This is a genomic window from Streptomyces daliensis, from assembly GCF_054782395.1.
Map to the genome: position 1 here is coordinate 149,382 of NZ_BAAGSO010000058.1, position 25,519 is coordinate 174,900.

Consider the following 25,519-nt stretch of genomic DNA (forward strand, 5'->3'; position numbering starts at 1 on the left):
GCGCCCCCGCGCGGTCGTATCTGACACCACTCGGAGGCCCAGCGGTGAACGACCTGCCGCAGCAACTGGCCAGTGGACTCATTCTCGGCGCGATGTACGGTCTCATCGCGATCGGTTACACGATGGTCTACGGCATCATCCAGCTCATCAACTTCGCCCACGGTGAGATCGTCATGGTCGGCTCCTTCGGAGCACTGACCGCATGGCTGATCCTCCCCGAGGGCACCTCGCTCGTCCTCGCCCTGCCCCTCATGCTCCTCATGGCGGTCGCCGTCACCGTCCTCGTCGGCATCGGGGCCGAGCGATTCGCCTACCGGCCGCTGCGCGGAGCACCACGGCTCGCCCCGCTCATCACCGCCATCGGCCTCTCGATCATGCTCCAGCAGCTCATCTGGACGTTCTACCCGGACGCCAAGAAGGCCCGCTCCTTCCCCCAGTTCAGCGGCGAGAGCTTCGAGATCCTCGGCGCCAACATCCAGCGCGGCGAGATCTTCCTGCTCATAGCGGCCCCCATCTGCATGGCCGCACTCGGCTTCTTCGTCGCCAAGACCCGCACAGGCCGGGCCATGCAGGCGACCTCGCAGGACCCCGACACCGCCAAGCTGATGGGCATCAACACCGACCGCATCATCGTCACCGCCTTCGCCATCGGAGCCGCCTTCGGCGGCGTCGCCGCGCTCGCCTACGGCCTCAAGTACGGGCAGATCGACTTCAAGATCGGCTTCATCCTCGGCCTCAAGGCATTCACGGCGGCCGTCCTCGGAGGCATCGGCAACATCTACGGCGCCATGCTCGGCGGCCTCGTCCTCGGCCTCGCCGAATCCCTCGCCACCGCCTACATCGAACACATCCCCGGCATGGACCTGTTCGGCGGCGGCGCCTGGAAGAACGTCTGGGCCTTCGCCCTCCTCATCCTTGTACTGCTGGTACGGCCCCAGGGCCTGCTCGGCGAGCGCGTCGCGGACAGGGCGTGATACGCATGACGGCCACCGACCCCACCACCCCCGCAGAGCCCGACGGCCCCGACACGGCCAAAACCACCACCAGCGACCGCACCACACCGGGCGCACTCCCGCTCCCCGCAGGCGCGGCACGCCTCATCACAGCGGCCGGAGCCGCCGCCACCTTCGCGAGCACCATGCTCGCCTGGACCTGGACCGCCGAATTCCCCGGCGACCTCACCTACTACGGCTCGCCCGTGGACCTCCAGCTCCTCACCCTCGTCGGCTCCGTCCTCACCCTCCTCTTCCTCCTCTCCGGCGCCTACCGAGTCCGCGGACTGCGCTGGCTCACCCCCGGCGGCACCCACAGCCCCGTACTCCTCCTCGCCCTCGGCACCCTCGGCACCACCTGGTACACGGCGGGCGCCATCACCGGCACCCTCGGCGGAATCGTCAACTTCGAACCCGGCATGTGGGTCGCCGTACTCGCCACCCTCACCACCGTCGCCGGAGCCCTCGGACTCCCCGCCGACACCCCCTACGAACCCCTCCCGGGACAGGAGCGGCCCAACCCCTGGCAGCGGCTGCTGCACTCCTTCAAAGCACCCGCGCCCACCCCCGCCAAGGAACTCCCCGGCTGGGCCGAGATCCTCGTCATCGCCGTCTCCTTCGGCGCCGGCCTCTACCTGTTCACCTACGGCATCGACACCTCGTACGGCGAACTCTTCGTCGGCTACCTCGTCCTCGTCGGCTTCGCCGCACCCGCGCTCGGCAGAGCCGGACTCACCCGACGCCTCGCAGGACTCACCGGCAAACACCGCACCATCTCCCTCACGGCCGCCTTCGTCGCCGCCGCCTGCTTCCCCTTCACCCAGAGCAGCGACCAGTACACCTCCGTCGCCGCCAACATCCTCATCTTCGCCACCGTCGCCCTCGGCCTGAACGTCGTCGTCGGCCTCGCCGGACTCCTCGACCTCGGCTACGTCGCCTTCCTCGGCGTCGGCGCCTACGCCGCGGCCCTCGTCTCCGGCTCCGAGACCTCCGTACTCGGCGTCCAATTCCCCTTCTGGGCCGCCGTCCTCACCGGCGCCGGAGCCTCACTCGTCTTCGGCGTCCTCATCGGCGCCCCCACCCTGCGGCTCCGCGGCGACTACCTCGCCATCGTCACCCTCGGCTTCGGCGAGATCTTCCGCATCGTCATGGAAAACCTCGACGGCTCCTCAGGACCCTCCGTCACCAACGGAGCCAACGGCATCGCCAACATCCCCGACCTGGAGATCTTCGGCTTCAACCTCGGCGAGGACCACACCGTCCTCGGCTTCGAACTCGGCCCCTTCGCCAACTACTACCTGCTGATGCTGATCTTCACGATCATCGTCGTCACCGTCTTCCGGCGCGCCGACCGCTCCCGCATCGGCCGCGCCTGGGTCGCCGTCCGCGAAGACGAGACCGCAGCCCGCGCCATGGGCATCAACGGCTTCCGCGTCAAGCTCATCGCCTTCGCACTCGGCGCCACCCTCGCCGGAATGGCAGGCACCGTACAGGCACACGTCACCTCGTCCGTCACACCCGAGCAGTACCAGTTCGTCGAGGTCGTCCCGCCCAACTCCGCCTTCCTCCTCGCCGCCGTCATCCTCGGCGGCATGGGCACCGTCTCCGGACCCCTCATCGGCGCCTCACTGCTCTACCTCATCCCCGCCAAGCTCCAGTTCATCGGCGACTACCAACTGCTGCTCTTCGGCCTCGCACTCGTCCTCCTCATGCGCTTCCGCCCCGAGGGCCTCATCGCCGACCGGCGCAAGCAGCTCGAATTCCACGACACAGGACAGCTCGACGTGCCCAAGGGCACACCCGGCCTCAGCAAGACGGGGGCATGAGACAGATGACCACCACAACCACGACCACAACCCCCGGCACCACACCGGCGGACGGCAGCCCCGTACTGGAAGCCTCCGGCGTCACCATGCGCTTCGGCGGACTCACCGCGGTCCAGAACGTCGACCTCACCGTCGGCAGCGGCGAGATCCTCGGACTCATCGGACCCAACGGCGCCGGCAAGACCACCTTCTTCAACTGCCTCACCGGCCTCTACGTCCCCACCGAGGGAACCGTCTCCTACAAGGGCAAAGTGCTGCCGCACCGCTCCCACCTGGTCACCCAGGCAGGCATCGCCCGCACCTTCCAGAACATCCGCCTCTTCGCCAACATGACGGTCCTGGAAAACGTCCTCGTAGGACGCCACACCCGCACCCGCGAAGGACTCTGGTCCGCACTCCTGCGCGGACCCGGCTTCAAGAAAGCCGAACGCGAATCCGAGGAACGCGCCATGGAACTCCTCGAGTTCACCGGCCTCACCGCCAAACGCGAACACCTCGCCCGCAACCTCCCCTACGGCGAACAACGCAAGCTGGAGATCGCCCGCGCCCTCGCCAGCGAACCCGGCCTGCTCCTGCTCGACGAACCCACAGCGGGCATGACCGCCAGCGAGACCAGCGCCACCCGCGACCTCGTCCTCGCCGTACGCGAACAGGGCACCGCCGTCCTCGTCATCGAGCACGACATGCGGTTCATCTTCAACCTCTGCGACCGCGTCGCCGTCCTCGTACAGGGCCAAAAACTCGTCGAGGGCAGCCCCGAACAGGTCCAGAACGACGACCGCGTCGTCGCCGCCTACCTCGGCACCCCCTTCGAAGGCGCCCCCGGCGCCGAAGAAGCCGCCGAGGTCCAGGCAGCGGAACAAGCCGCCACGGCAGCGCCCGGGGGCAGCGACACGGCGACCGGACGCGGGCGCAACGATTCAGAGGAAGGGGGCAAGGACTGATGCCACTGCTCGAAGTCGAAGACCTACGCGTCGCCTACGGCAAGATCGAAGCCGTCAAAGGCATCTCGTTCAACGTCGAAGCCGGACAGGTCGTCACCCTCATCGGCACCAACGGCGCGGGCAAGACCACCACCCTGCGCACCCTCTCAGGCCTGCTCAAGCCCCTCGCCGGAAAGATCGTCTTCAACGGCGAACCCCTCAACGGCGTCGGCGCCCACAAGATCGTCGCCATGGGACTCGCCCACTCCCCCGAAGGCCGCCGTATCTTCCCCCGGCTCACCATCGAGGAGAACCTCCAGCTCGGAGCCTTCCTCCGCAAGGACACCCCGGGCATCCAACAGGACATCAACCGCGCCTACGAACTGTTCCCCATCCTCGGAGAACGCCGCCGCCAGGCCGCCGGAACCCTCTCCGGCGGCGAACAGCAGATGCTCGCCATGGGCCGCGCCCTGATGTCCCGCCCGAAGCTCCTCATGCTCGACGAGCCCTCCATGGGGCTCTCCCCGATCATGATGCAGAAGATCATGGAGACCATCACCGAGCTGAAGTCCCAGGGCACGACGATCCTGCTCGTCGAGCAGAACGCCCAGGCGGCCCTCTCCCTCGCCGACCACGGCCACGTCATGGAGATCGGCACCATCGCCCTCTCCGGCACCGGCCAGGAACTCCTGCACGACGAATCCGTACGCAAGGCGTACCTCGGCGAGGACTGACGCCCTTCCGCGACGCGTGACGCGTGACGCGGGGCCGCACAACACCGAGGGCCCGCCCGGAATGTCCGGGCGGGCCCTCGGCACACGCTCACTACTTCTGCTTCTTCTCCTCGGCATCCGCCAGCACAGCCTCCGCGACCTGCTGCATCGAGAGCCTGCGGTCCATCGACGTCTTCTGGATCCACCGGAACGCGGCAGGCTCCGCCAACCCGTACTGGGTCTGGAGCACACTCTTCGCCCGGTCCACCAGCTTCCGCGTCTCCAGCCGCTGCGAGAGATCCGCGACCTCCTGCTCCAGCGCCTTCAGCTCCGTGAACCGCGACACCGCCATCTCGATGGCCGGAACCACATCACTCTTGCTGAACGGCTTCACCAGATACGCCATCGCCCCCGCGTCCCTGGCCCGCTCCACCAGCTCACGCTGCGAGAACGCGGTCAGCATCAGCACCGGCGCGATACTCTCCTCCGCGATCTTCTCGGCGGCGGAGATGCCGTCGAGCACCGGCATCTTCACATCGAGGATGCACAGGTCAGGGCGGTGCTCACGGGCCAGCTCGATCGCCGTCTGCCCGTCCCCCGCCTCCCCGACGACGGTGTAGCCCTCCTCCTCCAGCATCTCTTTGAGATCCATCCGGATCAGGGCCTCGTCCTCGGCGAGCACGACCCGCGTGGTCAACGGAGGCACATGCGCACTGGCCTCCGCGGCAGCGGTCTCGGGGGCCTCGTCGGCCTCGGTCACGTCGGTATTGGGCTCGGGGACGTCCGCGGTGCTCACTGGGCTCCTCGTTTCCGCACGGTGGGAGCATCGAGCCTACCCACCTCCTGTAAAGTGGTCGCACGGCAGGTGGTCGTAAACCTTCGATTCCACAGGCTGGCCCCGGTAGCCCAACGGTAGAGGCCATGGCTTCAAAACCCATACAGTGTCGGTTCGAATCCGACCCGGGGTACTTTTCCTTCGAATCGAAGGTTGCAAGCGACTTCGCGGGGGTTCACCCCTTCCAGGGAACAAGCCTTCGATTTTCCCCGTTCACCTGTTGCCGCACTCACACTCGTACTCATGTACGACATCGCTACGCGGAAACACGCGCTCTCGCTCGTGGCCCAGGGCCGGAGCCTCAACGCGGTCAGCAAGCACACCGGCATCTCCAGGGCGGCGCTCCGCTCCTGGCAGACCCGGCTCGAACCCTTACAGGCGCCGTCCGACTGCCCACGGTGCATGGGCCTTCCCCGGCTGCCCGACGACCCCGCCGCCTACGCCTATCTGCTCGGGCTCTATCTCGGTGACGGCTGCATCAGCCGCCTGGGCCGCACCTACTCCCTGCGCATCGCCTGTGCCGACGCCTGGCCCGGTCTGATCGACGAGTGCGAGCACGCCATGCGTGCGGTCCGCCCCGACAACCGCGTCTCGCGCTCCCAGCACCCGGGCTGCAAAGCGGTGACGGCCTACAGCAACCACTGGCCCTGCCTCTTCCCCCAGCACGGTCCAGGCAAGAAGCACGAGCGCCCCATCGTCCTCGCGCCGTGGCAGGAAGAGATCGTGGAGGCCGAGCCGTGGGGGCTGTTACGGGGTCTGGTGCACTCCGACGGCTGTCGGATCACCAACTGGACGACGCGGATCGTCGGCGGGCGGGCGAAGCGGTACGAGTATCCGCGGTACTTCTTCACCAACAAGTCCGGGGACCTGCTGCGTCTGTGCGGCGCCACGCTCGACAGGGTCGGGGTGGAGTGGCGTTACACGCGGCGCGGCGGCGATGACTACAACGTCTCGGTGGCCCGGCGTGAGTCCGTGGCGCTCATGGATGTGCATGTGGGGCCGAAGTGGTGAGCCGGGGGTCCGGGGAGGCGGGGCGGGCAACAGCGGTGCGCGGGGTCCCGGGGTGGGGCACCATGGCGCGCATGTCCGTATTGACGCGCTCTGAAGCGCAGACACGTGCCCGGCTGCTCCAGGTTCAGCAGTACGCGGTCGATCTCGACCTGACACGCGGCGAGGAGGTCTTCGGTTCGACGACGCGTATCCGCTTCACGGTGCGGGAGGCGGGCACGGACACGTTCGTCGAGCTGCGGCCCGTCACGTTGTCGAGTGCTGTGCTGGACGGCGTCGAGCTGGACGTGGGGGCGCTGGCTGAGGGGCGGTTGCCGCTGCGAGGGCTGGCCGAGGGGGAGCACGAGCTGGCGGTCGAGGCGGAGATGCCGTATTCGCGTGTCGGTGAGGGGATGCACCGGTTCACGGATCCGGTGGACGGGCTGGCGTATCTGTACACGCAGTGCTGTATGTCGGATGCGCCGCTGGTGTTCGCGTGTTTCGACCAGCCGGATCTGAAGGCGGAGTTCCGGGTTTCGGTGACGGCGCCGATGGAGTGGACGGTGCTGGGCAACGGGGTGACGGAGCGTGTGGGTGAGGGCCGGTGGGTGTGTGCGCCGACGCAGCCGATCAGTACGTATCTGTTCGCGGTGGCTGCGGGCCCGTACCACTCGGTGCGTACGGAGCATGCGGGGCTGCCGTTCGGGTTGCATGTGCGGCGGTCGCTGGCGCCGTATCTGGATGCTGACGCGGAGGAGTTGCTGGACATCACGCGGCGTTGTTTCGACCGGTATCACGAGATTTTCGATGAGCCGTATCCGTTTGATTCGTATGACCAGGCGTTCGTGCCGGAGTTCAACGCGGGGGCGATGGAGAATCCGGGGCTGGTGACGTTCCGGGACGAGTTCGTGTTCCGTTCGGCGGTGACGGACACGGAGCGTCAGACGCGCGGGATGGTGATCGCGCACGAGATGGCGCACATGTGGTTCGGGGATCTGGTGACGCTGCGCTGGTGGGACGACATCTGGCTGAACGAGTCGTTCGCGGAGTACATGGGGTATCAGACGCTGAGTGAGGCGACGCGTTTCACGGATACGTGGACGGATTTCGCGATCGCGCGCAAGAGCTGGGGTTATGACGCGGATCAGCGTCCTTCGACGCATCCGGTGGCGCCGGATCCGGATGCGGTGCCGGACACGGCGGCGGCGCGGTTGAACTTCGACGGGATCTCGTACGCGAAGGGGGCTTCGGCGCTGCGGCAGTTGGTGGCGTGGCTCGGGGAGAAGACGTTCCTGGCGGGGATCAACGATCATTTCGCGCGGCATCGTTTCGGGAACGCGACGCTGGCGGATTTCATCGATTCGCTGGCGCGGGCCTCGGACCGGGATGTGCACGGCTGGGCGGAGCGGTGGCTGCGGACGACGGGGGTGGACGCGCTGACGCCGCAGGTCGCGGAGACGGAGGGCCAGTGGTATGTGGATGTGCGGCATGCGGGGAGCCGTCCGCACCGGCTGGCGTTGGGGTTGTACGACCGGGTGCCGGGTGGTGGGGGTCGGCTGGTGCTGCGGGAGCGGCTGGAGCGGGATGTGCCGCATGACAGTGGTCAGTCGTCGGTGGTGGCGGATGGGTCGCGTCCTGACCTGGTGCTGTTGAACGACGGTGATCTGTCGTATGTGAAGGTGCGGCTGGACGAGGGGTCGTGGGCGACGGCGCGGGAGGCGTTGTCGGGTCTGCCGGACGCGTTGTCGCGGGCGGTGGTGTGGAACGCGGCGCGGGACATGGTGCGGGACGGTGAGCTGTCGCCGTGGGCGTATCTGGAGACGATGCGGGCGCATTTGCCGTCGGAGTCGGACAACGCGGTGGTGCAGAGTGTGCTGACGTTCGCGCGGGCGCAGGTGGCGGATCGTTTTGTGGCGGCGGAGCGGCGCGGTGAGGCGCTGGACGTGGTGGCGGAGACGTGCCGGGTGGTGCTGGAGGCGACGGCGGGGGCTGCGGATGCGGCGGGTGCGGGGTTGCGGCTGACGGCGGTGCGGCACTTCATCGAGAGTGCGACGTCGGCGGATGAGCTGGGTGTGTGGTGGGCGTCGGGTGCGGTGCCGGGTGGTCCGGAGCTGGATGCGGAGTTGCGGTGGCGGTTGTTGTTGCGGCTGTGTGTGCTGGGGACGGCGGGTGCGGAGGATGTGGAGGCCGCGCTGGTGGCGGATCCGAGTGCGACGGGTGAGGAGGGGGCGGCCCGTTGCCGGGCGGCGCTGCCGGATCCGGGGGCGAAGGCGGCGGCGTGGCGGGCGATGTTCGGGGAGGTCTCGGAGTCGGAGGCGTTGTCGAACTATTTGTTCACGGCGACGGCTCAGGGGTTCTGGCAGCCGGAGCAGGCGGGGCTGCTGGAGGAGTTCGCGGGGCGGTATTTCGTGGAGGTGGTGGAGTTGGCGCGGCGGCGTGGTGAGTCGATGGCTGAGGCGGCGGGGCGGTACGCGTTCCCGCGTGCGTCGGTGGAGGTGGGGACGTTGCGTGCGGGTGAGGAGTGTCTGGCGGGTGAGGGGCCGACGCCTGCGTTGCGGCGCCAACTGGCGGACCAGCTCGATGATCTGCGCCGGGCGTTGAGGGTGCGCGGGGCGCTCTGATCCGGGGCTGACGGTTGCGGGGTGGCGGGTGGGGAGGGGGTGCCGGACCGAGTAGGGCTGCGGGGCGGGGGTGTCGGGCCAGGGCGGTGGGGGCGTCGGGAGGGGGCGCGGCTCACGTCCGGGACGGGTGTCCAGATGCTCAGGTCGAACGGCTGGACTGGGGGCCGGGGCGGGTCGAGGCCGCACCGTCAGCGGCGGGCCCGGCCCGGGGCCCGGGTGCGGCGCGGGCGAGGTCAGCGGCGGGGGGGGTGGCGCACGGGGCGCGGGCCGTAGCAGAGAGGGGGGTGCTGTTCGGGGCAGTCGTACCCCCTTCGGGCGAAGAACGGGTGAGATCGGTACGAAAGCCGGACGGACAAGCATAAGTTAGGCCCACCTAACCGCCGGTTCGCCCGCGCCGCCGAACGATCCGAAAGAGCCCTCCCCATGCCTGCGTACGCCGCCGACCCCTGCCTGCTCGCGGGCGGCACCGAAGGACCCGCCGCGCTGCGGCCGTTGACCGACACCGTGCTGGACGCGCTCTTCGAGGGTGCCGCCGAGCGCGACGGCCCGCTGCCGGCCGGTGGCCCCGAGCGGGTCGCCGAGCGGGTGCGCGAGGGGCTCGGTGCGGGCATTCCCGAGCGCGGCACGGGTGGCCCTGCGGCGCTGCGCGATCTTGTGCGGCTGCTTGCCGAGGGGGCCGCCGATCCGGCCGATCCGCGCTGTGCCGCCCATCTGCACTGTCCGCCGCTCGCCGTGGCGACGGCGGCCGATCTGGCGGCGGGCGCGCTCAATCCGTCGATGGACTCGTGGGACCAGGCGCCCGCCGCGTCGGAGCTGGAGGCGCTGACGTGCCGTGCGCTGGCCGCCCTCGTCTACGGCGATGGCGGCGGGTGTGACCGTCACGACCGTCACGTCGGGCCCGTGCACCGCGAGCCCGGCGACGACGCGTCACTCGGCGGACCGGAGGCGCCGGTCACGTCCGGCCGCCGCAACGGACACGCCCCGCACGACACCCACGGAGCCCACGACACCCACGACTGGCCGGGGCGGCCCGACGCGTTGGTGACCACCGGGGGGACGGAGTCCAATCAGCTCGGTGTGCTGCTCGCCCGGGAACGCGCGGCGGACGGGCGTGTCCGCGTCGTTTGCGGCGCGAACGCGCACCACAGCGTCCACCGGGCTGCTTGGCTGCTGGGCCTGCCCGCGCCGGTGGTCGTCCCGACGCCGCGTGGCGTGCTGGAGCCCGGCGCGCTGGAGAAGGTGCTCGTGTCGCTGGAGGAGCCCGCGCTCGTGGTGGCCACGGCGGGCACGACCGACACCGGGGACATCGATCCGCTGGCCGAGCTGGCTCCCCTCGCGCGGCAGTACGGCGCGCTGCTGCACGTGGACGCGGCCTACGGCGGGCCGCTCCTGTTCAGCGAGCGGCTGCGTCCCCGGCTCGCGGGCCTGGAGCAGGCCGACAGCGTGACCTTCGATCTGCACAAGCTGGGCTGGCAGCCCGTCGCCGCCGGGCTGTTCCTGGTGCCGGACGGCCGTTCGCTGAGCCCGCTGGACCACCGCGCCGACTATCTCAACGCCGACGACGACACCGAGGCGGGCCTGCCCGATCTGCTGGGCCGTTCGCTGCGTACGACGCGTCGCCCGGACATCCTCAAGGTCGCGGTGACGCTGCGTGCGCTGGGCCGCGAGGGGCTGGCGGAGCTGGTGGAGCGGACCTGTGAGGCGGCGTGCCGGTTCGCGGAACTCGTCGCGGCGGACGCGCGGTTCGAGCTGTACGCGGCGCCCGCGCTGTCCACGGTGCTCTTCCGGCCCGTCGGGGCGGACGGCGAGGCGGTGGCCGCGATCCGTCGTCGGCTGCTCGCCGGGGGGCGGGCCGTGCTCGGGCGCGCCGTCGCCGGTGACGGGCTCTGGCTCAAGGCCACCCTCCTCAACCCCCATGTGCGGTCCGGTGATCTCGCCGGGCTGCTGACGCTTGTACACGACGCCGCTGCGGAAGGACACCCAGCCCGATGACGGCCCCCGCCTCCCCAGGCCCCCTCGACGGATCCCAGCAGCACCGTCCCAGCCCCCCGGACGTCCCGAACCCGACGCGGTGCGACGCGCCGCTCGATCTCGCCGGGATCGGCATCGGGCCCTTCAACCTCTCCCTCGCGGCGCTCGCGCACGGCGTCCCCGGTCTGCGCACGGCCCACTACGACCAGCGCCCCGGCTTCCGCTGGCACCCCGGTCTCCTCATCGAGGGCGCGACGCTCCAGGTCCCCTTCCTCGCGGACCTGGTGACCCTCGCCGATCCGGCGAGCCCCTGGTCGTTCCTGAACTACCTCAAGGAGCGGGAGCGGCTGTTCCCCTTCTACTTCTCCGAGCGCTTCCACATCGAGCGCGCCGAGTACGACGCGTACTGCCGCTGGGTGAGCGAGGGCCTGGCGGCCCGCGGCGGCTCCGGCGAAGGCCCCGCCAACGGCGCCGCGCCTGTGGCGAGCGGCACGGGGCTGCACTTCGGGCACCAGGTGGACGCGGTGCGCTGGAACCCGGAGCGGGCCCTGTTCGAGCTGGACTTCACCCAGCTCGACGCGGGCGGCGAGGCGGAGGCGCTGGGCCGCGCGTACGCGCGCAATCTGGTGCTCGGCATCGGCACGGCGCCGTATGTGCCCGAGCCGCTGCGTCCGCTCGCGGAGACGCCCACGGTCCCGGTGATCCACTCGGCCGAGTATCTGGAGCACCGCGAGCGGCTTCTCGGGGCGCGGCATGTGACGGTGATCGGCTCGGGCCAGTCCGGGGCCGAGGTCTTCCTCGACCTGCTGCGGCACCGGCCGGCGGGGCGTGAGGGGCTGCACTGGCTGACGCGTTCGGGCGCCTTCGCGCCGATGGAGTACAGCAAGCTGGGCCTGGAGCACTTCACGCCCGACTACACGCGCTACTTCCATGCCCTGCCCGAGCAGGTGCGGGACCGGATCGTGCCGCGGCAGTGGCAGTTGCACAAGGCCGTCGACCACGAGACGCTCGCCGCGATCCACGACGAGCTGTACCACCGCACGGTGGGCGGGGGCTGGCCGGAGGCGGTGCTGACGCCCGGTGTGTCCGTGCGGACGGCGGGCCGCATCGGTACCACGCAACTGGAGCTGCACCTTGAGCACGCCGAGCAGGGCGAGCGCACGCGGCTGACGACGGACGCGGTCGTGCTGGCGACGGGCTACCGCGAGCGGTCGGCCGAGGGGATGCTCGCGGCGCTGGACCCGTACATCCGGCGCGACGGGTCGGAACGGCCGCGGGTGGACGAGCGGTACCGGCTCGTGCTCGACCGGTCGGTGACCGGAGCGGTCTATGTGCAGAACGCGGAGCGGCACACGCACGGGGTGGGGGCGCCCGATCTGGGGCTCGCCGCGCACCGGAGTGCGACGATCCTCAACGCGGTGACGGGCCGTGAGCACTTCCGGCTGCCGCGCCGGACCGCGTTCACCTCGTTCGGCCTGCGCGACGTGGCGGCTTCCACCGCGTCGGCGCCGCTCCCCGACGGGGTCCCCCCGGCACAGGTCCGCCCCCTGCGCACCCCTTGACCGGGACCGGGTCCCCGGGCCGGGTCCCCCGGGCGCACCGGGCGTGGGAGGGTGCCCCCATGACTACTGAGGGGCGCGAGCGCGAGAACGTACCGTACGGCACGGCGGACGCGCCGAGGCTGGCCGTCCGGGGTGAGGCCCGGCTGGAGTTCGATCCGGAGATCGCCCGTCTCGCGATCACGGTCACCGCGCGCGGCACCGACAGGCGCGCCACCCTCGAAGATCTCACCCGTCGCAACGCGCGGACGCTGGAGTTGGTCAAGGGCTACGGGGAGGCCGTCGAGAAGCTGGAGACGGGGGCGTTCTCCGTCACGCCCGAGCTGACGGAGAAGGGCCGCCGCGAGCGCGTGCGCACGTACCGCGGCCGGGTGCACGTCACGGCGACGGTGGCCGACTTCACCGCGCTCGGCGAGCTGACGACGCTGCTGGCCGAGCAGGAGATGACCCGTGTCGACGGCCCCTGGTGGGCGCTGCGTCCCGACTCGCCCGCGCACCGTGAGGCGCGGCAGCAGGCGGTGCACGAGGCGGTGACCCGTGCGCGGGAGTACGCGGGGGCGCTGGGGGCCGAGCTGGCCGCGCTCGTGGAGCTGGCCGACATCGGCGCGGAGGACGGCGCCCCGCCGCCGTTCCAGGGCAGGCAGGGGATGGCGCGTTCCGCGTTCGCCGGGCCGTCGGAGACGGCGCCCGCGCTGGATCTGGAACCGCAGCGGCAGAGCGTGTACGCGGAGGTCAACGCGCGGTTCCTCATGACGCGCCCCGCGCTCTGAGCATGATGCGTGAGGCGCGTGGGGCGGAATGTGCCGCCCCTCTTGGGGCCCTCCGGGGCCCTTCTTCGCGCTCATCAGAGCGACCCCTTGCCCACTTTATTAGTTGTCAATGTCCTTTCACGCAAAGGACGTTGGAGAGTCATCAGACATGAGTTCTCTACCCATGGGTAAGTCGTAGGCTCAAACCATGCGCCGTGCAAAAATCGTCAGCACTCTGGGACCGGCCACCGACTCGTACGAGCAGATCAAGGCGCTCGTCGACGCCGGTATGGACGTGGCCCGCTTCAACATGAGCCATGGCTCGCACGCCGAGCACGAGGAACGCTTCCACCGGGTGCGTCACGCGTCCGAGGAAGCGCGCCGTAGCGTCGGCATTCTCGCGGATCTTCAAGGTCCGAAGATTCGGCTGGGCCGTTTCCGTGAGGGGCCCGTACTCCTTGAACGCGGTGATGAATTCTCCATCACCGTGGAGGAGATGGAGGGCGACCGCACCTGCTGCGGCACCACATACGGGGGCCTCGCCGCCGACGTGTCACCCGGCGAACGGATTCTCGTCGACGACGGCCGGGTCACGCTGGAGGTGACCGCCGTCGAGGGACCCGTCGTCCGGACGATGGTCATCGAGGGCGGCATGGTCTCCGACCACAAGGGCCTGAACCTGCCCGGTGTCGCCGTCTCCGTGCCCGCGCTGTCCGAGAAGGACGTCGAGGACCTGCGCTGGGCGCTGCGCATGGGGGCCGACGTCATCGCGCTCTCGTTCGTGCGCAGCGGGCACGACGTCAAGGACGTGCACCGCGTCATGGCGGAGGAAGGGGTGCGGCTGCCCGTCATCGCGAAGGTGGAGAAGCCGCAGGCGGTGCAGAACCTGGAGTCCATCGTGGACGCCTTCGACGGGATCATGGTCGCCCGCGGTGATCTGGGCGTCGAGATGCCGCTGGAGGCCGTGCCGCTGGTGCAGAAGCGCGCCGTCAAGCTGTGCAAGAGGAACGCCAAGCCGGTCATCGTCGCCACGCAGATGCTGGATTCGATGATCGACGCGTCCCGGCCGACGCGCGCCGAGGTCTCGGACGTCGCCAACGCCGTCATGGACGGCACGGACGCGGTGATGCTCTCGGGCGAGACCAGCGTGGGCAAGTACCCGGTGGAGACGGTGCGGACCATGGGCCGGATCGTCGAGGCGGCCGAGGGCGACATGCTCGCCAAGGGCCTCCCGCCGCTCACCGAGCGCAGCAAGCCGCGGACGCAGGGCGGGGCCGTGGCGCGGGCCGCTGCGGAGATGGGCGACTTCCTGGGCGCGAAGTTCCTGGTGGCCTTCACGCAGTCCGGCGACACCGTGCGCCGTCTGTCGCGCTACCGCTCCCCCATCCCGGTGCTCGCTTTCACCCCGGACCCGGCCACCCGCTCCCAGCTCAACCTGACGTGGGGCGTGGAGACGTTCCTCGGCCCCACCGTCCAGTCGACGGACGAGATGGTCGACCAGGTCGACGAGCACCTGTTGAAGCTGGGGCGCTGCGAGAAGGGTGACCTGGTCGTCATCACGGCGGGCTCGCCGCCCGGTGTGGCCGGTTCCACCAACCTGGTGCGGGTGCACCACATCGGTGAGGACGACGCCCCGAAGAAGCACTGATCCGACCCGGGTCCGGCCTGGCCCGGTCGAAGCGCTCCCGTCAGGAGCGGGCGATCGTCTCGTGGTGGCGGATCACCTCGGCGATGATGAAGGTGAGGAGCTTCTCCGCGAAGGCCGGGTCCAGCTTGGCGCTCTCGGCGAGCTGGCGCAGCCGCGCGATCTGCCGGGCCTCGCGGGCGGGGTCGGCGGGGGGCAGGGCGTGGTCCGCCTTGAGCTGTCCGACGCGCTGGGTGCATTTGAAGCGCTCGGCGAGCATGTGCACGACTGCCGCGTCGATGTTGTCGATGCTGTCGCGCAGGGCGCCCAGCTCGGCGCGTACGGCCTCCTCGACTCCGTCCGTCGTGTCCGTAGCATCCGCCGCCGTGTTCGCCGCGCTGCCCGTTCCGCTGTCCGTTCCGCTGTCCGTCGTCGCCATGGGTTCGTCCTGTCCGGGGTCGGTCGGTCCGTCACACGTGGGCCCGCCGTCGCGGACGGCGGGCCCGTACGCACGAACCCTATGACGGCCGCCGTGTCCCGTCGTCGTGGTGCCCCGCGACGATGGTCGGCGGGTGGTCAGGGTCGGGGACGCGGTGGCTCCAGCCGCCGTGGACCGTGCGGCCCTGCCGCTCCCGGAAGCGGACGGGCGGCGTCCCGACGCGGCGGGTGAACAGCCGGGAGAAGTAGGCCGGGTCGTCGTAGCCGACGCGACGCGCCACGGCCGAGACGGCGAGGTCGGTCGTGGCCAGCAGTTCCTTGGCCCGGCCGAGGCGGATGCCCAGCAGATAGTCCTTGGGGCTGCATCCGGCGCCGCGCCGCACGGCGGTGCGCAGGGCGGCGGGGGTCATGCCGTGCCGTGCCGCGTGTTCGGCGACCGACAGCGGGAGGAACGCGTCGCGGGCCAGCGCCTGGAGTACGGGCGCTCCGTCGGACGTCGTGTCGGCGCGGGCGCGGCGCAGGGCGACGAGCAGTTCGTGGACCGCGGCGGCCGACTCGACCTCCAGCAGCGGGTTGCCGTGCCGCGCGGCGCGGGCGATGCGGCCGATGGCGGTGCGCGCGGGCCCCGTGTCGGTGAGGGGGACGACGGGACGCTCCGGCTCGACGCAGCCCAGCTCGGTGTACGCGGCCACGGCGGTCCCGGTGAAGTCGACGAAGCTCTCGTCCCAGCCCTCGTCCGGGTCGGGCGCGTAGTGGTGGGGGACGCCGGGGGTCAGCCAGAGCAGCGCGGGGGCCCGTACGGGCTGGACGCGCCCTTCGGCTCCCCTGAACCAGCCGTGGCCCGCGCTGATGACGACGGCCACGTGGTGGTCGAGGGTGCGCGGGCCGACCGTCGGCAGGCTGCCGTGCTGGAGGCCGACTCCGAGGCAGACCAGGCCGAGCCCGTGGTGGACGGGTCCCGGCGTGAAGTACCGCATCCACGTCCGGTACCTGGGCGGCGGCCGGTGCGGAGGCATGGCCGCCGGCCCCCGCGACCCCCGCCATGCCTGCGACGTCCGCGATGCCGCCGTGCGCTCCTCGGCATGCCGTACCGGCTGCTCCACCGCCCGCTCCCCTCGCCGCCCGCGGATGTGGTCGGGTCGATCCGTTACGAGGGGAGCAGCGTACGGGGATCCGCGGCGGATCAGTCCAGCTCGGTCACGGTGAAGGTGTCGAGGACGAACTCGGCCGTGGCGCTGTCGCCGGTCTTGCGCAGCCCCACCCACGCCTCGCCGGTCTCCGGTGCCGTGAAGGTGTGGGTGTGCGTGGCGGGGTGGTGGGCCTCGGGGAGCGGGGTGCGGTCCAGTTCGCGGGGCTCGGGCGCGTCGACGGCGGTGATCCAGGCGTACTGTCCCGCGCTCTCGTTCTCGTAGCGGAAGGTGACCCGGTAGCGGCGTCCGGCGCTGAAGCGGACGGTGTGCGGGACGGTGCGGTAGACGAGGCCGCTGTTCTCGCCGCGTGACTTGAGGGCCTCGGTGCCCTCGATGACGTCGTCGACCGCCTTTCCGTTCCAGCCGCGCTGCGTGTAGGGCGCGTGCCGCTGGGCGATGTGGGTGCGCGGGTCGTCGGCCCCGCCCGCGTCGCCCTTGACGAAGGGGCCCCAGCCCTGCGGCACATGGGCGAAGTCCTCGTGGACGAGGGCGCCCTCCCGGCGGGTACGGGGGCAGGGGACGACGCGGACGTCGTCGAAGCGGACCGTGGCCTTCCCCGCCCCGGCAGTGAGGGTGAGGGTGACGGGGCCGCCGCCCTCGGGGACGGTGAACCAGGTGAACAGGCGCTGGAAGCGGGTGCCGTGCTTGCGGTCGGCTGCGACGTGGTTGACGGCGGTGGAGGTCTCGGTCCAGTTCGACGCCGTGACGCCGTCGGCGGTACGCACGGTGAGCGCGGCCCGTCGCCTCTCGCCCGCCTTCTCGCCGACCTCGATCTGCACGGAGGCGGCGTAGCTGCCGGGCCGCAGCCGGGCGAGCCGCTGGTACACGGTGGCCGGAGCGCCGCCGCCCGCGATGACGAGTTCGGGGTCGCCGAGTGCGTTGCGCGCCACGCGTGCGGGGCCGCGCGCCGTCCAGGCGCCAGAGCCGAGGGTGCCGGAGGTGAAGGCGGGGTCCTTGAGCGGGGTGCCCTCGCCCCACTCCGGGTCCGGTACGGGGCCGGGGTCGCGGCGGTGGACGACGTAGGGCTGCTTCGCCTCGGCGTCGAGGGTGATCTCGCCCCGGGTGACGGGGAGCCTGACGGGGTCGGCACGCCCTGTGTCGGTGAGGCGGTACGCGAGGACGGTGCGGGCGCCGGACCAGCCGCGCGGGAGGCGCCAGGTGGTGCGTCCGCCGCGCGGGTTCCAGTGGTAGAGGCGGTGCGGGTCGGTGGCCTCGCGGGGCTCCCAGGGCAGGAGGTAGGCGCCGTCGTCGTAGACGAGGCGTCCGTCGGTGGTGATCCTGCGGGTGCCGTCCACGTCGGTGACGGAGGTGGCGGTGTCACCGAAAAAGGTGATCTCGTGCGTGGTCCAGGTCCTGATCGGGTGCGCCTGGAGGTATTTGGCCGGGAGGCTGTCGGTCCAGATCAGCTCGTAGAAGGCGTGCCAGTCGGTCTTGCCCACCCAGCCCTCGTAGTTGCCGGTGCGGGGGATGCCCAGGAGGGTGGGCCACTTGTCGGCGAAGACGTCCTTCTGGTGGTTGCGGACGAAGCGGATGAGGCGCGAGTTGATGCCGCGTGAGGTGTCGGGGCCGTAGTCGGTCTCGGTGGCCCAGTGCGACCAGAGCGCGGAGCGCTCCAGCCCGTGGCCCCACTCGGTGGTCACGTGCCAGCCCTGGGCGCGCAGCGCGCGCTGGAGGCGGTCGGAGGTCCAGCCGGACTCGCGGAAGACGTCCAGGTAGAGGGTGTTGAGGGCGCCGTCGGTCTGGTCGCGCAGGTCCTGGAAGCGGCGCACGATGTCGCCGGAGACGAGGTCGCGGCGCTGGTCGATGCGGTAGGACTGGTCGAGCCAGTCCCACTGTTCGTCGGTCTTGTCGACGAGGGTCTCGGAGAAGGCGTGCGCGACGGGGTAGGACTCGGTGGCGTTGACGTGCACGCCGAAGTCGCTGTGCCACTTCGCGCCCGCGCGCAGCAGGGTGTTGAGGTCTTCCAGGCCGCCCGCGCGCTTGTTGTAGTTGCCCGCGTAGTCGGGGTGCGCGGAGTCGTGGCCCTCGGACTGGTAGCCCTTGAGCAGGGTGAACTGGCGCAGTCCGTCGGTCGCGAGCGAGATGCGCTTCACCTGGTCAAGTGTGGCCAGGAACGGGTTGGTTGCCTGGCTGGCGAAGTTGAAGGGGATGTGCGGGACGACGCGCAGGTGCTGCCCGTCGGCGCCGAGCGGGTCGGTCATGATGTCGCGCAGGGCGATGGCCGCGTCCTGCCAGTCCACGGTGCCGTCGCCGTTGCGGTCGCGGGTGACGATGACGGTGGCGTACGGGAGGGGCTCGGTGTCCTCGTCGGGCGCGGTGGCGGCGCGGTGGGTCCACTGGCCGCAGGTGAGCCGCGCGGTGACGGTGCGGCCCGCGCCGTCCCCGTCTCCCTCTCCGCGGGTCTGGCGCCACAGCCGTCCGTTCTCCCAGGTGGCGCCCTTGGTCGCGGCGGGCTTGTCGTAGCTGGTGTTGGTCTCGATCGCCGCCGCGAGCGCGTCGGTGGAGACGACGGCGTACGCGCAGCCCACCGGCTCCGGGTCCGTGGCCGTGCCGGGGGTGACCTCGACGAGCGTGTCGCCGCTCTTGGCCTTGTCCAGCTCGACGCGCGCGGCGTACAGGGTGGCGCCGGGCTGGTCGGCCCGTACGGAGAGGAAGGCGAGGTCCGGGATCTGGAGGGTGCCGACGCGCGGGGACCGTCTTCTGTCGTGGATGCGGGTGACCCGCCAGTGGACCGCCGGGCCCGCCACCCGGATCTCGACGCCGACCTCGGTACCGCCCTCCAGGGTGAGGGTGTAGGCGACGCGGTCCTCGCCGGGTCCGCCGGGTCCGCCGGGTTCGCAGGCGGTCCGGGGCGTGTACGGGGTGCCGTCGACGAGGAGCGTGGTCACGGGCTCCCGCTGCCCGTGGAGGGTGGCCCCGGTGGCGCGGTCGGTGTACGCGATGATCCGGGGGAAGTCCGTGCCGACCCGTACCTCCAGCTCCTCGGAACGGATCAGCGCCTCCCCGTCCCCCTCGCCCTCCCGCGCACCGCCCCGGCCGAGCGCACGGGACGACGCGGCGGGTGCGGCCGAGGCGCCCGGTCCGGCGGCGCCGAGGGCCGCGCCCACCCCGGCGAGGGCCCCGGTGGCGACGACGGAACGCCGCCCGGGGCCGCCCTGGTGCGCCGTACCCGGCTCTGTCCGTACAGGCCGCTCCGTCATCTCCGTGCCTCCTCGCGCTCGCGCGGGGCGCCGGGCCGCCGCGCACCGGTGACGTGTGACGTGGTGCGGCGCCAGCCTGCGGCAGGGGCGCGGAGCGTGCCCATGGACAAAGGCGGGGCAGATGTTGGACTAACGGCCGCCGCGACGCCGCTGCCGCCGTGACCCCGTGACCCCGCTTCGTCAGGACCGGGCCCTGCCCCGTACCGCGCCCGTAGAGTGGCAAGGGGACCGACACGGCGCGGGGGTGGTGGCATGACGTCGGCCGGAAGCACGCCGCAGGGCCACGGGCGGGAGCAGGGCCGCGAGCCGGGAGATGCCGGTCCTGACGGCGCGGCGCCCGTCGAGCGCGGCTTCCCTCATCTGGAGACCGTGCGCGCCTCGCTCACAGCCCTCTACAAGCGGATGTCCTGGGACACCATCGGCACCTTCGACGCGAGCGTCGCGCCGGGGGACGTCGCCTTCGCCGACGGCGACGAGCTGTACCTCGGCGTGCAGCGCGTCGCCCACGTGATGGTGCGGCATCTGCGGCTCCCCGAGGCCCGCATGATCGTGAGCTTCCGCGAGATGCGGCACGCCGCGCACGTCGAACTCACCGCCGGGCCCGAGTACTTCATCGAGCTGAACGCCCGCTTCAAGAACCATCGCCGCGACATCGGCGCGGCCCTCGCGCACGAGGTGATGCACGTCTACCTGCACCGCCTCGGCCTCTCCTTCCCCGGCACCCGCGACAACGAGATCCTCACCGACACCGCGACCGCCTACCTCGGCGCGGGCTGGCTGCTGCTCGACGCGTTCCGGCAGGACGCGCTCTCCTCGCAGAAGCTGGGCTATCTGACGCCGGAGGAGTACGGCTACGTCCTGGCGAAGCGGGCCGCGCTCTTCGGCGAGGACCCGGCAGTGTGGTTCACCAGCCCGCAGGCGTACGAGGCGTATGTCGCGGGCCGCGACCTGGCCAGGCAGGACGCGGCGCGGCCCCCGCTGGCCGCCTCGGGCTGGGCGGCGCGTCGGCGCTACGCGCGGGACCGCCGGGAGGCGCGGGACCGCCTCGGTCCCGGCGTCCCGCCGCTGGGCAACGGCTTCTACACCTTCGAGAGCCACTCCCCCCTGCGCGTCAGCTTCCCGTGCCCCGTCTGCCACCAGCGCATCCGCGTCCCCGTCCAGGGCCGGGTCAGGGCGCGGTGCGGGCTGTGCCGCACGGTCCTGGAGTGCGACACGTGACGGACGGGGGACGCACGGGGAGAGCGGGGAGAGCGGGGGCGATGGCGTACGTTCGGGCGTATGAGCCCTTCCATCGCCACGAACACCAAGGTCGAACTCGACGGCCTGCTCGACTTCGTACGCCCCCGCCACCGCGCCCTCCTGCTGACCCGGCGCGCGGACGGTTCCCCGCAGGCGTCGCCGCTGACGTGCGGCGTGGACGACGCGGGACGGATCGTGATGTCCACCTATCCCGACCGCGCCAAGACCCGTAACGCGCGCCGCGACGAGCGGGTGAGCGTGGTCGTGCTCTCGGACGAGTGGAACGGTCCGTGGGTGCAGATCGACGGCGAGGCTGAGGTCATCGACGCGCCGGATTCGGTCGAGCCGCTGGTCGAGTACTTCCGCAACATCTCCGGGGAGCACCCCGACTGGGACGAGTACCGCGCGGCGATGCTCAAGCAGGGCAAGTCGCTCATCCGTGTCACACCGCGCCGTTGGGGTCCGGTCGCGACCGGCGGCTTCCCGGCGCGGCTCGCCGAGTCGCAGGAGCCGCAGGACTCGTAGACGCGCGGCAGACGACATATGTCTCAGCACCCGGTGCCAGCCATCCCCCATTTACGCGGCACCGGGTGCCGTTTCAGCCACCCTGAAGGGCCGCATGAGGCCGTAAGGACCGTGTGAGCCGATCCCTTCGGGCCCTGCCGAGCTGCGATGCGAGGGCCAAGGGGCCAGAATCGGCCGTACCGCTTGACGTCGGCAGCATCGGTTTTCGGCCAGATAGATCCGGTCGGCTCCGGGGGCCTCGTCGGCGGCTCATCGTGCCGGGCGACAGGGCCAGGGAGTTGACGCGAGGATGACCACCACGACCCCACCCACGCAGGAAAGACTCCCGTGGAACGACGAGGTCCAGTTCCACCGTGAGGCCCCCGCGTGGCTCCTCGCTGGCGTCGAGGACGAGGAGAGCTTCGAGCCCCGCATCCGCCGGGGCACCGACTGACCGTCACGGCGCCGAAACCCGGCGGTGCGGCCCGCGAACCGCACGTAAGGACCGTGTGTCCCATTCGGCCGGCGGACATGGCCGAAGAGTAGCGGTCTGCACGGTATTCAACTGCGGGACGCGTGGCCGCAGGACAGAATCGGCATACCCGACGTCCAGGTCGTACGAAGGAGTTGACGCGACATGACCACCACCGTGAGCCCTCCGCAGGAACGCGTGGAGCGCGTGGAGGAAGAGAGCGAGCCGCATCCCGGGGCACCGGCACCGGCCGGGCCCCTGGTCCGCATGTCCCCCGTGGACGCCGTCGGCTTCGCCGCTCCCGGCGCGCCCTCGTGGCCGCTGGCCGGTTTCGAGACCGAGGACGAGAACGGCGCCGAGCCGCACATCTGGCGCGGCATCGACTGACGCCCGAGGGGTCGTCCTGGCCGTACGGCACGGGCCACGGCGCACCCCGCACGCACGGCGCCGCCCCACCGGCGCCGCCCCCGACCGGATCGCGGCCCGCACCACCCCGTCGGCCGCGCCCATCGAAGGACCGCCACCGCGCCCCCGTCACCCGGCCAGGCCCGGTGGCCCGCTCCCACGGGAACGCCCACGGGAGCGGACGCCCCTCCTCGCACCCGCCGTACGCGGCGAACAGCGAGCAGCGGTCCGCGAGCGCCACGAAGCGCCGTCCGCGTCAACGCGTACTGTGCGCCCCGCCGTTGACGGCGATGACCTGCCCGGTGATGTGCCGCCCGCCCTCGGACGCCAGGAACGCCACGGTCTCCGCGACGTCCTCCGGAACCCCCGCACGCTTCAGCGCCGTGTCGGCGACGAGCTGGTTCCGCCGCTCGCCCGTGAGCGCGTCCCCGAAGAACTCCGTCTCCGCGATGTAGCCGGGCGACACCACGTTCGCGGTGATCCCTCGCACGCCGAGTTCCCTGGCCAGCCCGACGTTCCAGGCGGCGAGGCCCGCCTTGGCCGCGCCGTAGGCGCCGTTGCCCTTGTCGGCGGCGATGGAGCCGAGGTGGATCACGGCGCCGCCCTCGGCCAGCCGGTCCGTCAGCGCGTGCGTGGTGAGCGCGGCGGTGATCAGGTTCGCCTCCAGGTTGGCCCGGAAGCGGCGCGCGTAGGAGGCCAGCCCGCTCGCTCCGCCCTCTCCGGCCTCCCCGTCCTCGTCGGGGGCGCCGAAGTCGGTCTGGCCGCCCGCGTTGTTGACCAGGACGCCGACGCGCTCGGGCAGCCGCTCCAGCAGCGCGGCGAGTTGCTCCGGATCCGTGTGGTCGCAGACGACGGGCTCGGCGCCCGTCTCCTTCGCCGCCGCCTCCAGCGGCGCGGCGCGCCGCCCGGTGACGGTGACCGTGTCGCCCCGCGAGGCGAAGCGGGCGGCGATGGCCCGGCCGATGCCCGTGCCTCCGCCGGTGACCAGGACATGGCGCGGGGTGCCCGAGGTACGTGCGGCGGGTGCCTGTGATGCCTGTGCTGCTGGTGCGGATGTCATAGGGTGACCCCCAAGTCGAATGTTCAGGTCTAAATTTAGAGCTAAACGTAACCTGATCGCGAGGGAGCCGCAAATGACGAGCACGCCGACGGACGGCGGGACGGACGAACCCGGAAGGGCGGACGAACCCGGAGGGAGGAGCGAGGGCGGCGGGCGGCCCGCGCCAGGCGCCCTCCCCGTCGACAACGCCTCGGGCTACCCCGCCGAGGAGATCGCCGCGGCGTGGCGGCGGGAGCGGCCCGGGACGCCGGTGGGCTCCATCGGGATCGTCACGCCGATCTGGCAGCTCGCGAAGCTGCTCGGCGACGACCGCAGGCGTGTGCTCGCGCGGGCCGGGATCGACAGCGCCACCCTGGACCTGCTCAGCGTGCTGCGCCGGAACGGTGCCCCGTACGAGCTGACGACGCGCGAGCTGGCGAACCGCTCCCTGGTGACCGCCGGCGCGGTCTCCCAGCGGGTGGCGCGGGCCGAGCGCGAGGGGCTGGTCGTCCGCTCACCCGGCGAGGGCCGTCCCCGTACCGTGCGGGTCGCGCTGACGGAGGCGGGGCACGCGCTGGTCGAGGAGACCGTTGACCAGGTGCTGGGCCGCGAGTCCGAGCTGGTCGCCGGACTCTCGGAACCGCAGCAGGCCCAGCTCACGGAGCTGCTGCGGATCCTGCTGGCCGACGTGCAGGCGCGGCTCGGCGACGACCGGATCACACACGTGGGCGCGGACTGACCCACGTCCGGAGCCCCGTGCACACACGGCACCGGCCCGGCCCCGTGACCGGAGCCGGAGCCCGGGGAGGGAGGCCCCGTCAGGCTCTGCGCAGTCGCGGGAAGGACGGCACGGCGGCAAGGAAGACGAGGGTCGTGAGGATGTACGGCCAGGTGAAGGTGTGGCCGCCGAAGGGCGCGAAGACGTATGTCACCGCCGCCGTGAGCGCGGTGGCGGCCATCGCGCCGACCGCCGCGTACGCCAGGCTCCAGCGGCTCAGGACGAGGAAGACGCCGCCCAGGGCCATGGTGACGAGCACGGCGTTGTAGCCCATGACGCCCTGCGCCACGTCCCGCGCGGGCGAGCCCAGCAGCCAGGCGGTGCCGATCCCCACGACGCTGCCGAAGCAGGCGGTGAGCCCGGCCGTCAGGTCGGCGGCGAAGATGCCGAGGAGGAAGAGCAGGCCCACGTACCACTGGGGCATGAAGAAGATCTGGCCGACGTTCGCGAAGAACGCGTGCCACAGCTCGTTCCACCCCAACGACGAGGCGCCGGAGGCGGGCCGTGGCAGCGCGGAGAGCCCGGCGCCCGCGTGCCACACGCGCTGGAAGCCGGGCGCCGCGATCGTCATCGCGCTGGCCACCAGGCAGAAGGGCAGCGTGAAGGTGGGCAGGTTCCAGGTGCCCAGCACGGTCACCAGCGCGCCGGTGACGACGCCCGCCACGACCGAGCCGCCCACGGCGAGCAGCCAGGTGGACGGGTGTGCGGGGCCGAGGAAGACGGCGAACCCGACGGCGACGAGGCAGCCGTTGAAGCCTTCGAGGCCCTGCGAGATCCGCTGTCTGTCCACGCCGAGCGCGTAGGCGGTGGCGGTGCCGACGACGGCGCCGGTGAGCCCGTAGAGGCCGTAGCGCCAGCCGGAGGCGAAGAGCGCGGCGGCGAAGAAGAGGCCGCACGCGGCGTTGGGCATGAAGTCGACCTGGGCGAGGCCGCGCAGCACCTCGAAGACGAAGCGGACGGGCTGCCGCCGTGCCACGGCGGGCGTGCGGGTGACCCAGGGTGTACGCGGGCGCCGCACCGCGCCGACGGGACGTTCCTCCTCCACGAGCATAGATGTAACGTACAAGTTACTTCACGGGAACGCGTCACCAGGGTCCCTTCCGGGCCCTGTGCGCGGCCACGCCCGGCGCCGCCCGCGAGTGGACCGGGCCGACCAGGCGAGCCCTGAACCGGAGCCGGCCCACCGCGCGACGCACACGGGCTGGACGCCCGGCACCCTCCCCGGGCCCAGCCTCCCGCCCGGCGCCGCCCCCTTGCCGACGCCCCGGCCAGCGGACCAGGCCGACCAGGCGAACCGTGAACCGGAGCCGGCCCACCGCGCGACGCACGTGCGCGGGACGCCCGGCACCCTCCCCGGGCCCAGCCTCCCGCCCGGCGCCGCCCCCTTGCCGACACCCCGGCCAGCGGACCAGGCCGACCAGGCGAACCGTGAACCGGAGCCAGCCCACCGCGCG

Annotated in this window: 21 protein-coding genes and 1 tRNA gene; 16 read left to right on the top strand and 6 right to left on the bottom strand. The window is 71.5% G+C overall.

The window, feature by feature from the left end; genetic code table 11:
- Positions 1 to 44: 44 nt before the first annotated feature.
- The 4 genes from ACYVOO_RS12990 to ACYVOO_RS13005 are packed head-to-tail and all read left to right on the top strand — an operon-like array spanning position 45 to position 4,475.
- Positions 45 to 974 (top strand): branched-chain amino acid ABC transporter permease, encoded by a 930-nt coding sequence (locus tag ACYVOO_RS12990; protein WP_461015799.1) that lies wholly within the window; start codon positions 45 to 47, stop codon positions 972 to 974.
- A gap of 5 nt (positions 975 to 979) precedes the next feature.
- Entirely contained in the window at positions 980 to 2,818 is a 1,839-nt protein-coding gene (locus tag ACYVOO_RS12995) for a branched-chain amino acid ABC transporter permease (protein WP_461015800.1), read from the top strand.
- A 5-nt stretch (positions 2,819 to 2,823) separates the two neighbouring features.
- On the top strand, positions 2,824 to 3,762 hold the full coding sequence (locus ACYVOO_RS13000; protein ID WP_461015801.1) for an ABC transporter ATP-binding protein: 939 nt from the start codon (positions 2,824 to 2,826) through the stop codon (positions 3,760 to 3,762).
- Positions 3,759 to 4,475 (top strand): ABC transporter ATP-binding protein, encoded by a 717-nt coding sequence (locus ACYVOO_RS13005; RefSeq protein ID WP_461015896.1) that lies wholly within the window; start codon positions 3,759 to 3,761, stop codon positions 4,473 to 4,475. Before ACYVOO_RS13000 ends, ACYVOO_RS13005 begins: the two co-directional genes overlap by 4 nt.
- Before the next feature lie 91 nt (positions 4,476 to 4,566).
- On the opposite strand, the gene ACYVOO_RS13010 is transcribed toward ACYVOO_RS13005, so the two are convergent.
- Complete coding sequence (locus tag ACYVOO_RS13010) at positions 4,567 to 5,214, bottom strand: ANTAR domain-containing response regulator (protein ID WP_461015897.1); 648 nt, start codon at positions 5,212 to 5,214, stop codon at positions 4,567 to 4,569.
- 135 nt (positions 5,215 to 5,349) lie between these two features.
- Here ACYVOO_RS13010 and ACYVOO_RS13015 point away from each other — a divergent pair.
- From ACYVOO_RS13015 to pyk, 7 genes are all read left to right on the top strand, one after another.
- Positions 5,350 to 5,422 (top strand) — tRNA-Leu (locus ACYVOO_RS13015).
- A gap of 110 nt (positions 5,423 to 5,532) precedes the next feature.
- Positions 5,533 to 6,300, top strand: a complete 768-nt coding sequence (locus ACYVOO_RS13020) for a helix-turn-helix domain-containing protein (protein ID WP_461015802.1) — start codon at positions 5,533 to 5,535, stop codon at positions 6,298 to 6,300.
- Between the two features lie 62 nt (positions 6,301 to 6,362).
- Positions 6,363 to 8,897: an aminopeptidase N gene (pepN, locus tag ACYVOO_RS13025; RefSeq protein WP_461015803.1), complete on the top strand. Its 2,535-nt coding sequence runs from the start codon at positions 6,363 to 6,365 to the stop codon at positions 8,895 to 8,897.
- Between the two features lie 423 nt (positions 8,898 to 9,320).
- A complete protein-coding gene (locus ACYVOO_RS13030) occupies positions 9,321 to 10,889 on the top strand; it encodes a pyridoxal phosphate-dependent decarboxylase family protein (protein WP_461015804.1) in 1,569 nt (522 codons plus the stop codon).
- The gene (locus tag ACYVOO_RS13035; RefSeq protein WP_461015805.1) at positions 10,886 to 12,430 is read left to right on the top strand and encodes a lysine N(6)-hydroxylase/L-ornithine N(5)-oxygenase family protein; all 1,545 of its coding nucleotides are present in this window, start codon (positions 10,886 to 10,888) and stop codon (positions 12,428 to 12,430) included. Before ACYVOO_RS13030 ends, ACYVOO_RS13035 begins: the two co-directional genes overlap by 4 nt.
- A 59-nt stretch (positions 12,431 to 12,489) precedes the next feature.
- A complete protein-coding gene (locus ACYVOO_RS13040) occupies positions 12,490 to 13,197 on the top strand; it encodes an SIMPL domain-containing protein (protein ID WP_461015806.1) in 708 nt (235 codons plus the stop codon).
- A gap of 187 nt (positions 13,198 to 13,384) precedes the next feature.
- Positions 13,385 to 14,824 (top strand): pyruvate kinase, encoded by a 1,440-nt coding sequence (gene pyk, locus ACYVOO_RS13045; protein WP_461015807.1) that lies wholly within the window; start codon positions 13,385 to 13,387, stop codon positions 14,822 to 14,824.
- A gap of 40 nt (positions 14,825 to 14,864) precedes the next feature.
- On the opposite strand, the gene ACYVOO_RS13050 is transcribed toward pyk, so the two are convergent.
- The 3 genes from ACYVOO_RS13050 to ACYVOO_RS13060 all read right to left on the bottom strand — a co-directional run bounded on the left by ACYVOO_RS13050 (position 14,865) and on the right by ACYVOO_RS13060 (position 19,628).
- The gene (locus ACYVOO_RS13050; protein ID WP_461015808.1) at positions 14,865 to 15,239 is read right to left on the bottom strand and encodes a chorismate mutase; all 375 of its coding nucleotides are present in this window, start codon (positions 15,237 to 15,239) and stop codon (positions 14,865 to 14,867) included.
- A 79-nt stretch (positions 15,240 to 15,318) separates the two neighbouring features.
- Positions 15,319 to 16,215, bottom strand: coding sequence for a helix-turn-helix domain-containing protein (locus ACYVOO_RS13055; protein WP_461015809.1), 897 nt, complete (start codon positions 16,213 to 16,215; stop codon positions 15,319 to 15,321).
- A gap of 206 nt (positions 16,216 to 16,421) precedes the next feature.
- A complete protein-coding gene (locus tag ACYVOO_RS13060) occupies positions 16,422 to 19,628 on the bottom strand; it encodes an endo-alpha-N-acetylgalactosaminidase family protein (RefSeq protein ID WP_461015810.1) in 3,207 nt (1,068 codons plus the stop codon).
- A 252-nt stretch (positions 19,629 to 19,880) separates the two neighbouring features.
- Here ACYVOO_RS13060 and ACYVOO_RS13065 point away from each other — a divergent pair, with 252 nt between their 5' ends.
- The 4 genes from ACYVOO_RS13065 (at position 19,881) to ACYVOO_RS13080 (ending at position 22,230) form a co-directional block, all read left to right on the top strand.
- On the top strand, positions 19,881 to 20,846 hold the full coding sequence (locus tag ACYVOO_RS13065; protein WP_461015811.1) for a hypothetical protein: 966 nt from the start codon (positions 19,881 to 19,883) through the stop codon (positions 20,844 to 20,846).
- Positions 20,847 to 20,906: 60 nt separating this feature from the next.
- A complete protein-coding gene (locus tag ACYVOO_RS13070) occupies positions 20,907 to 21,392 on the top strand; it encodes a PPOX class F420-dependent oxidoreductase (RefSeq protein ID WP_461015812.1) in 486 nt (161 codons plus the stop codon).
- A 289-nt stretch (positions 21,393 to 21,681) separates the two neighbouring features.
- Positions 21,682 to 21,825 carry a hypothetical protein gene (locus tag ACYVOO_RS13075; protein ID WP_461015813.1) on the top strand — a complete coding sequence of 48 codons (144 nt, stop codon included), beginning with the start codon at positions 21,682 to 21,684 and terminating at the stop codon, positions 21,823 to 21,825.
- A gap of 183 nt (positions 21,826 to 22,008) precedes the next feature.
- Positions 22,009 to 22,230 carry a hypothetical protein gene (locus tag ACYVOO_RS13080; protein ID WP_461015814.1) on the top strand — a complete coding sequence of 74 codons (222 nt, stop codon included), beginning with the start codon at positions 22,009 to 22,011 and terminating at the stop codon, positions 22,228 to 22,230.
- 274 nt (positions 22,231 to 22,504) lie between these two features.
- Here the strand turns inward: ACYVOO_RS13080 and ACYVOO_RS13085 are convergent, their stop codons facing one another.
- Positions 22,505 to 23,308: an SDR family NAD(P)-dependent oxidoreductase gene (locus ACYVOO_RS13085; RefSeq protein ID WP_461015815.1), complete on the bottom strand. Its 804-nt coding sequence runs from the start codon at positions 23,306 to 23,308 to the stop codon at positions 22,505 to 22,507.
- Positions 23,309 to 23,381: 73 nt separating this feature from the next.
- Between ACYVOO_RS13085 and ACYVOO_RS13090 the strand changes: the two genes are divergently transcribed.
- Positions 23,382 to 24,026 (top strand): MarR family winged helix-turn-helix transcriptional regulator, encoded by a 645-nt coding sequence (locus tag ACYVOO_RS13090; RefSeq protein WP_461015816.1) that lies wholly within the window; start codon positions 23,382 to 23,384, stop codon positions 24,024 to 24,026.
- A gap of 79 nt (positions 24,027 to 24,105) precedes the next feature.
- Here the strand turns inward: ACYVOO_RS13090 and ACYVOO_RS13095 are convergent, their stop codons facing one another.
- Positions 24,106 to 25,116 (bottom strand): urea transporter, encoded by a 1,011-nt coding sequence (locus ACYVOO_RS13095; RefSeq protein ID WP_461015817.1) that lies wholly within the window; start codon positions 25,114 to 25,116, stop codon positions 24,106 to 24,108.
- Positions 25,117 to 25,519: the final 403 nt, after the last annotated feature.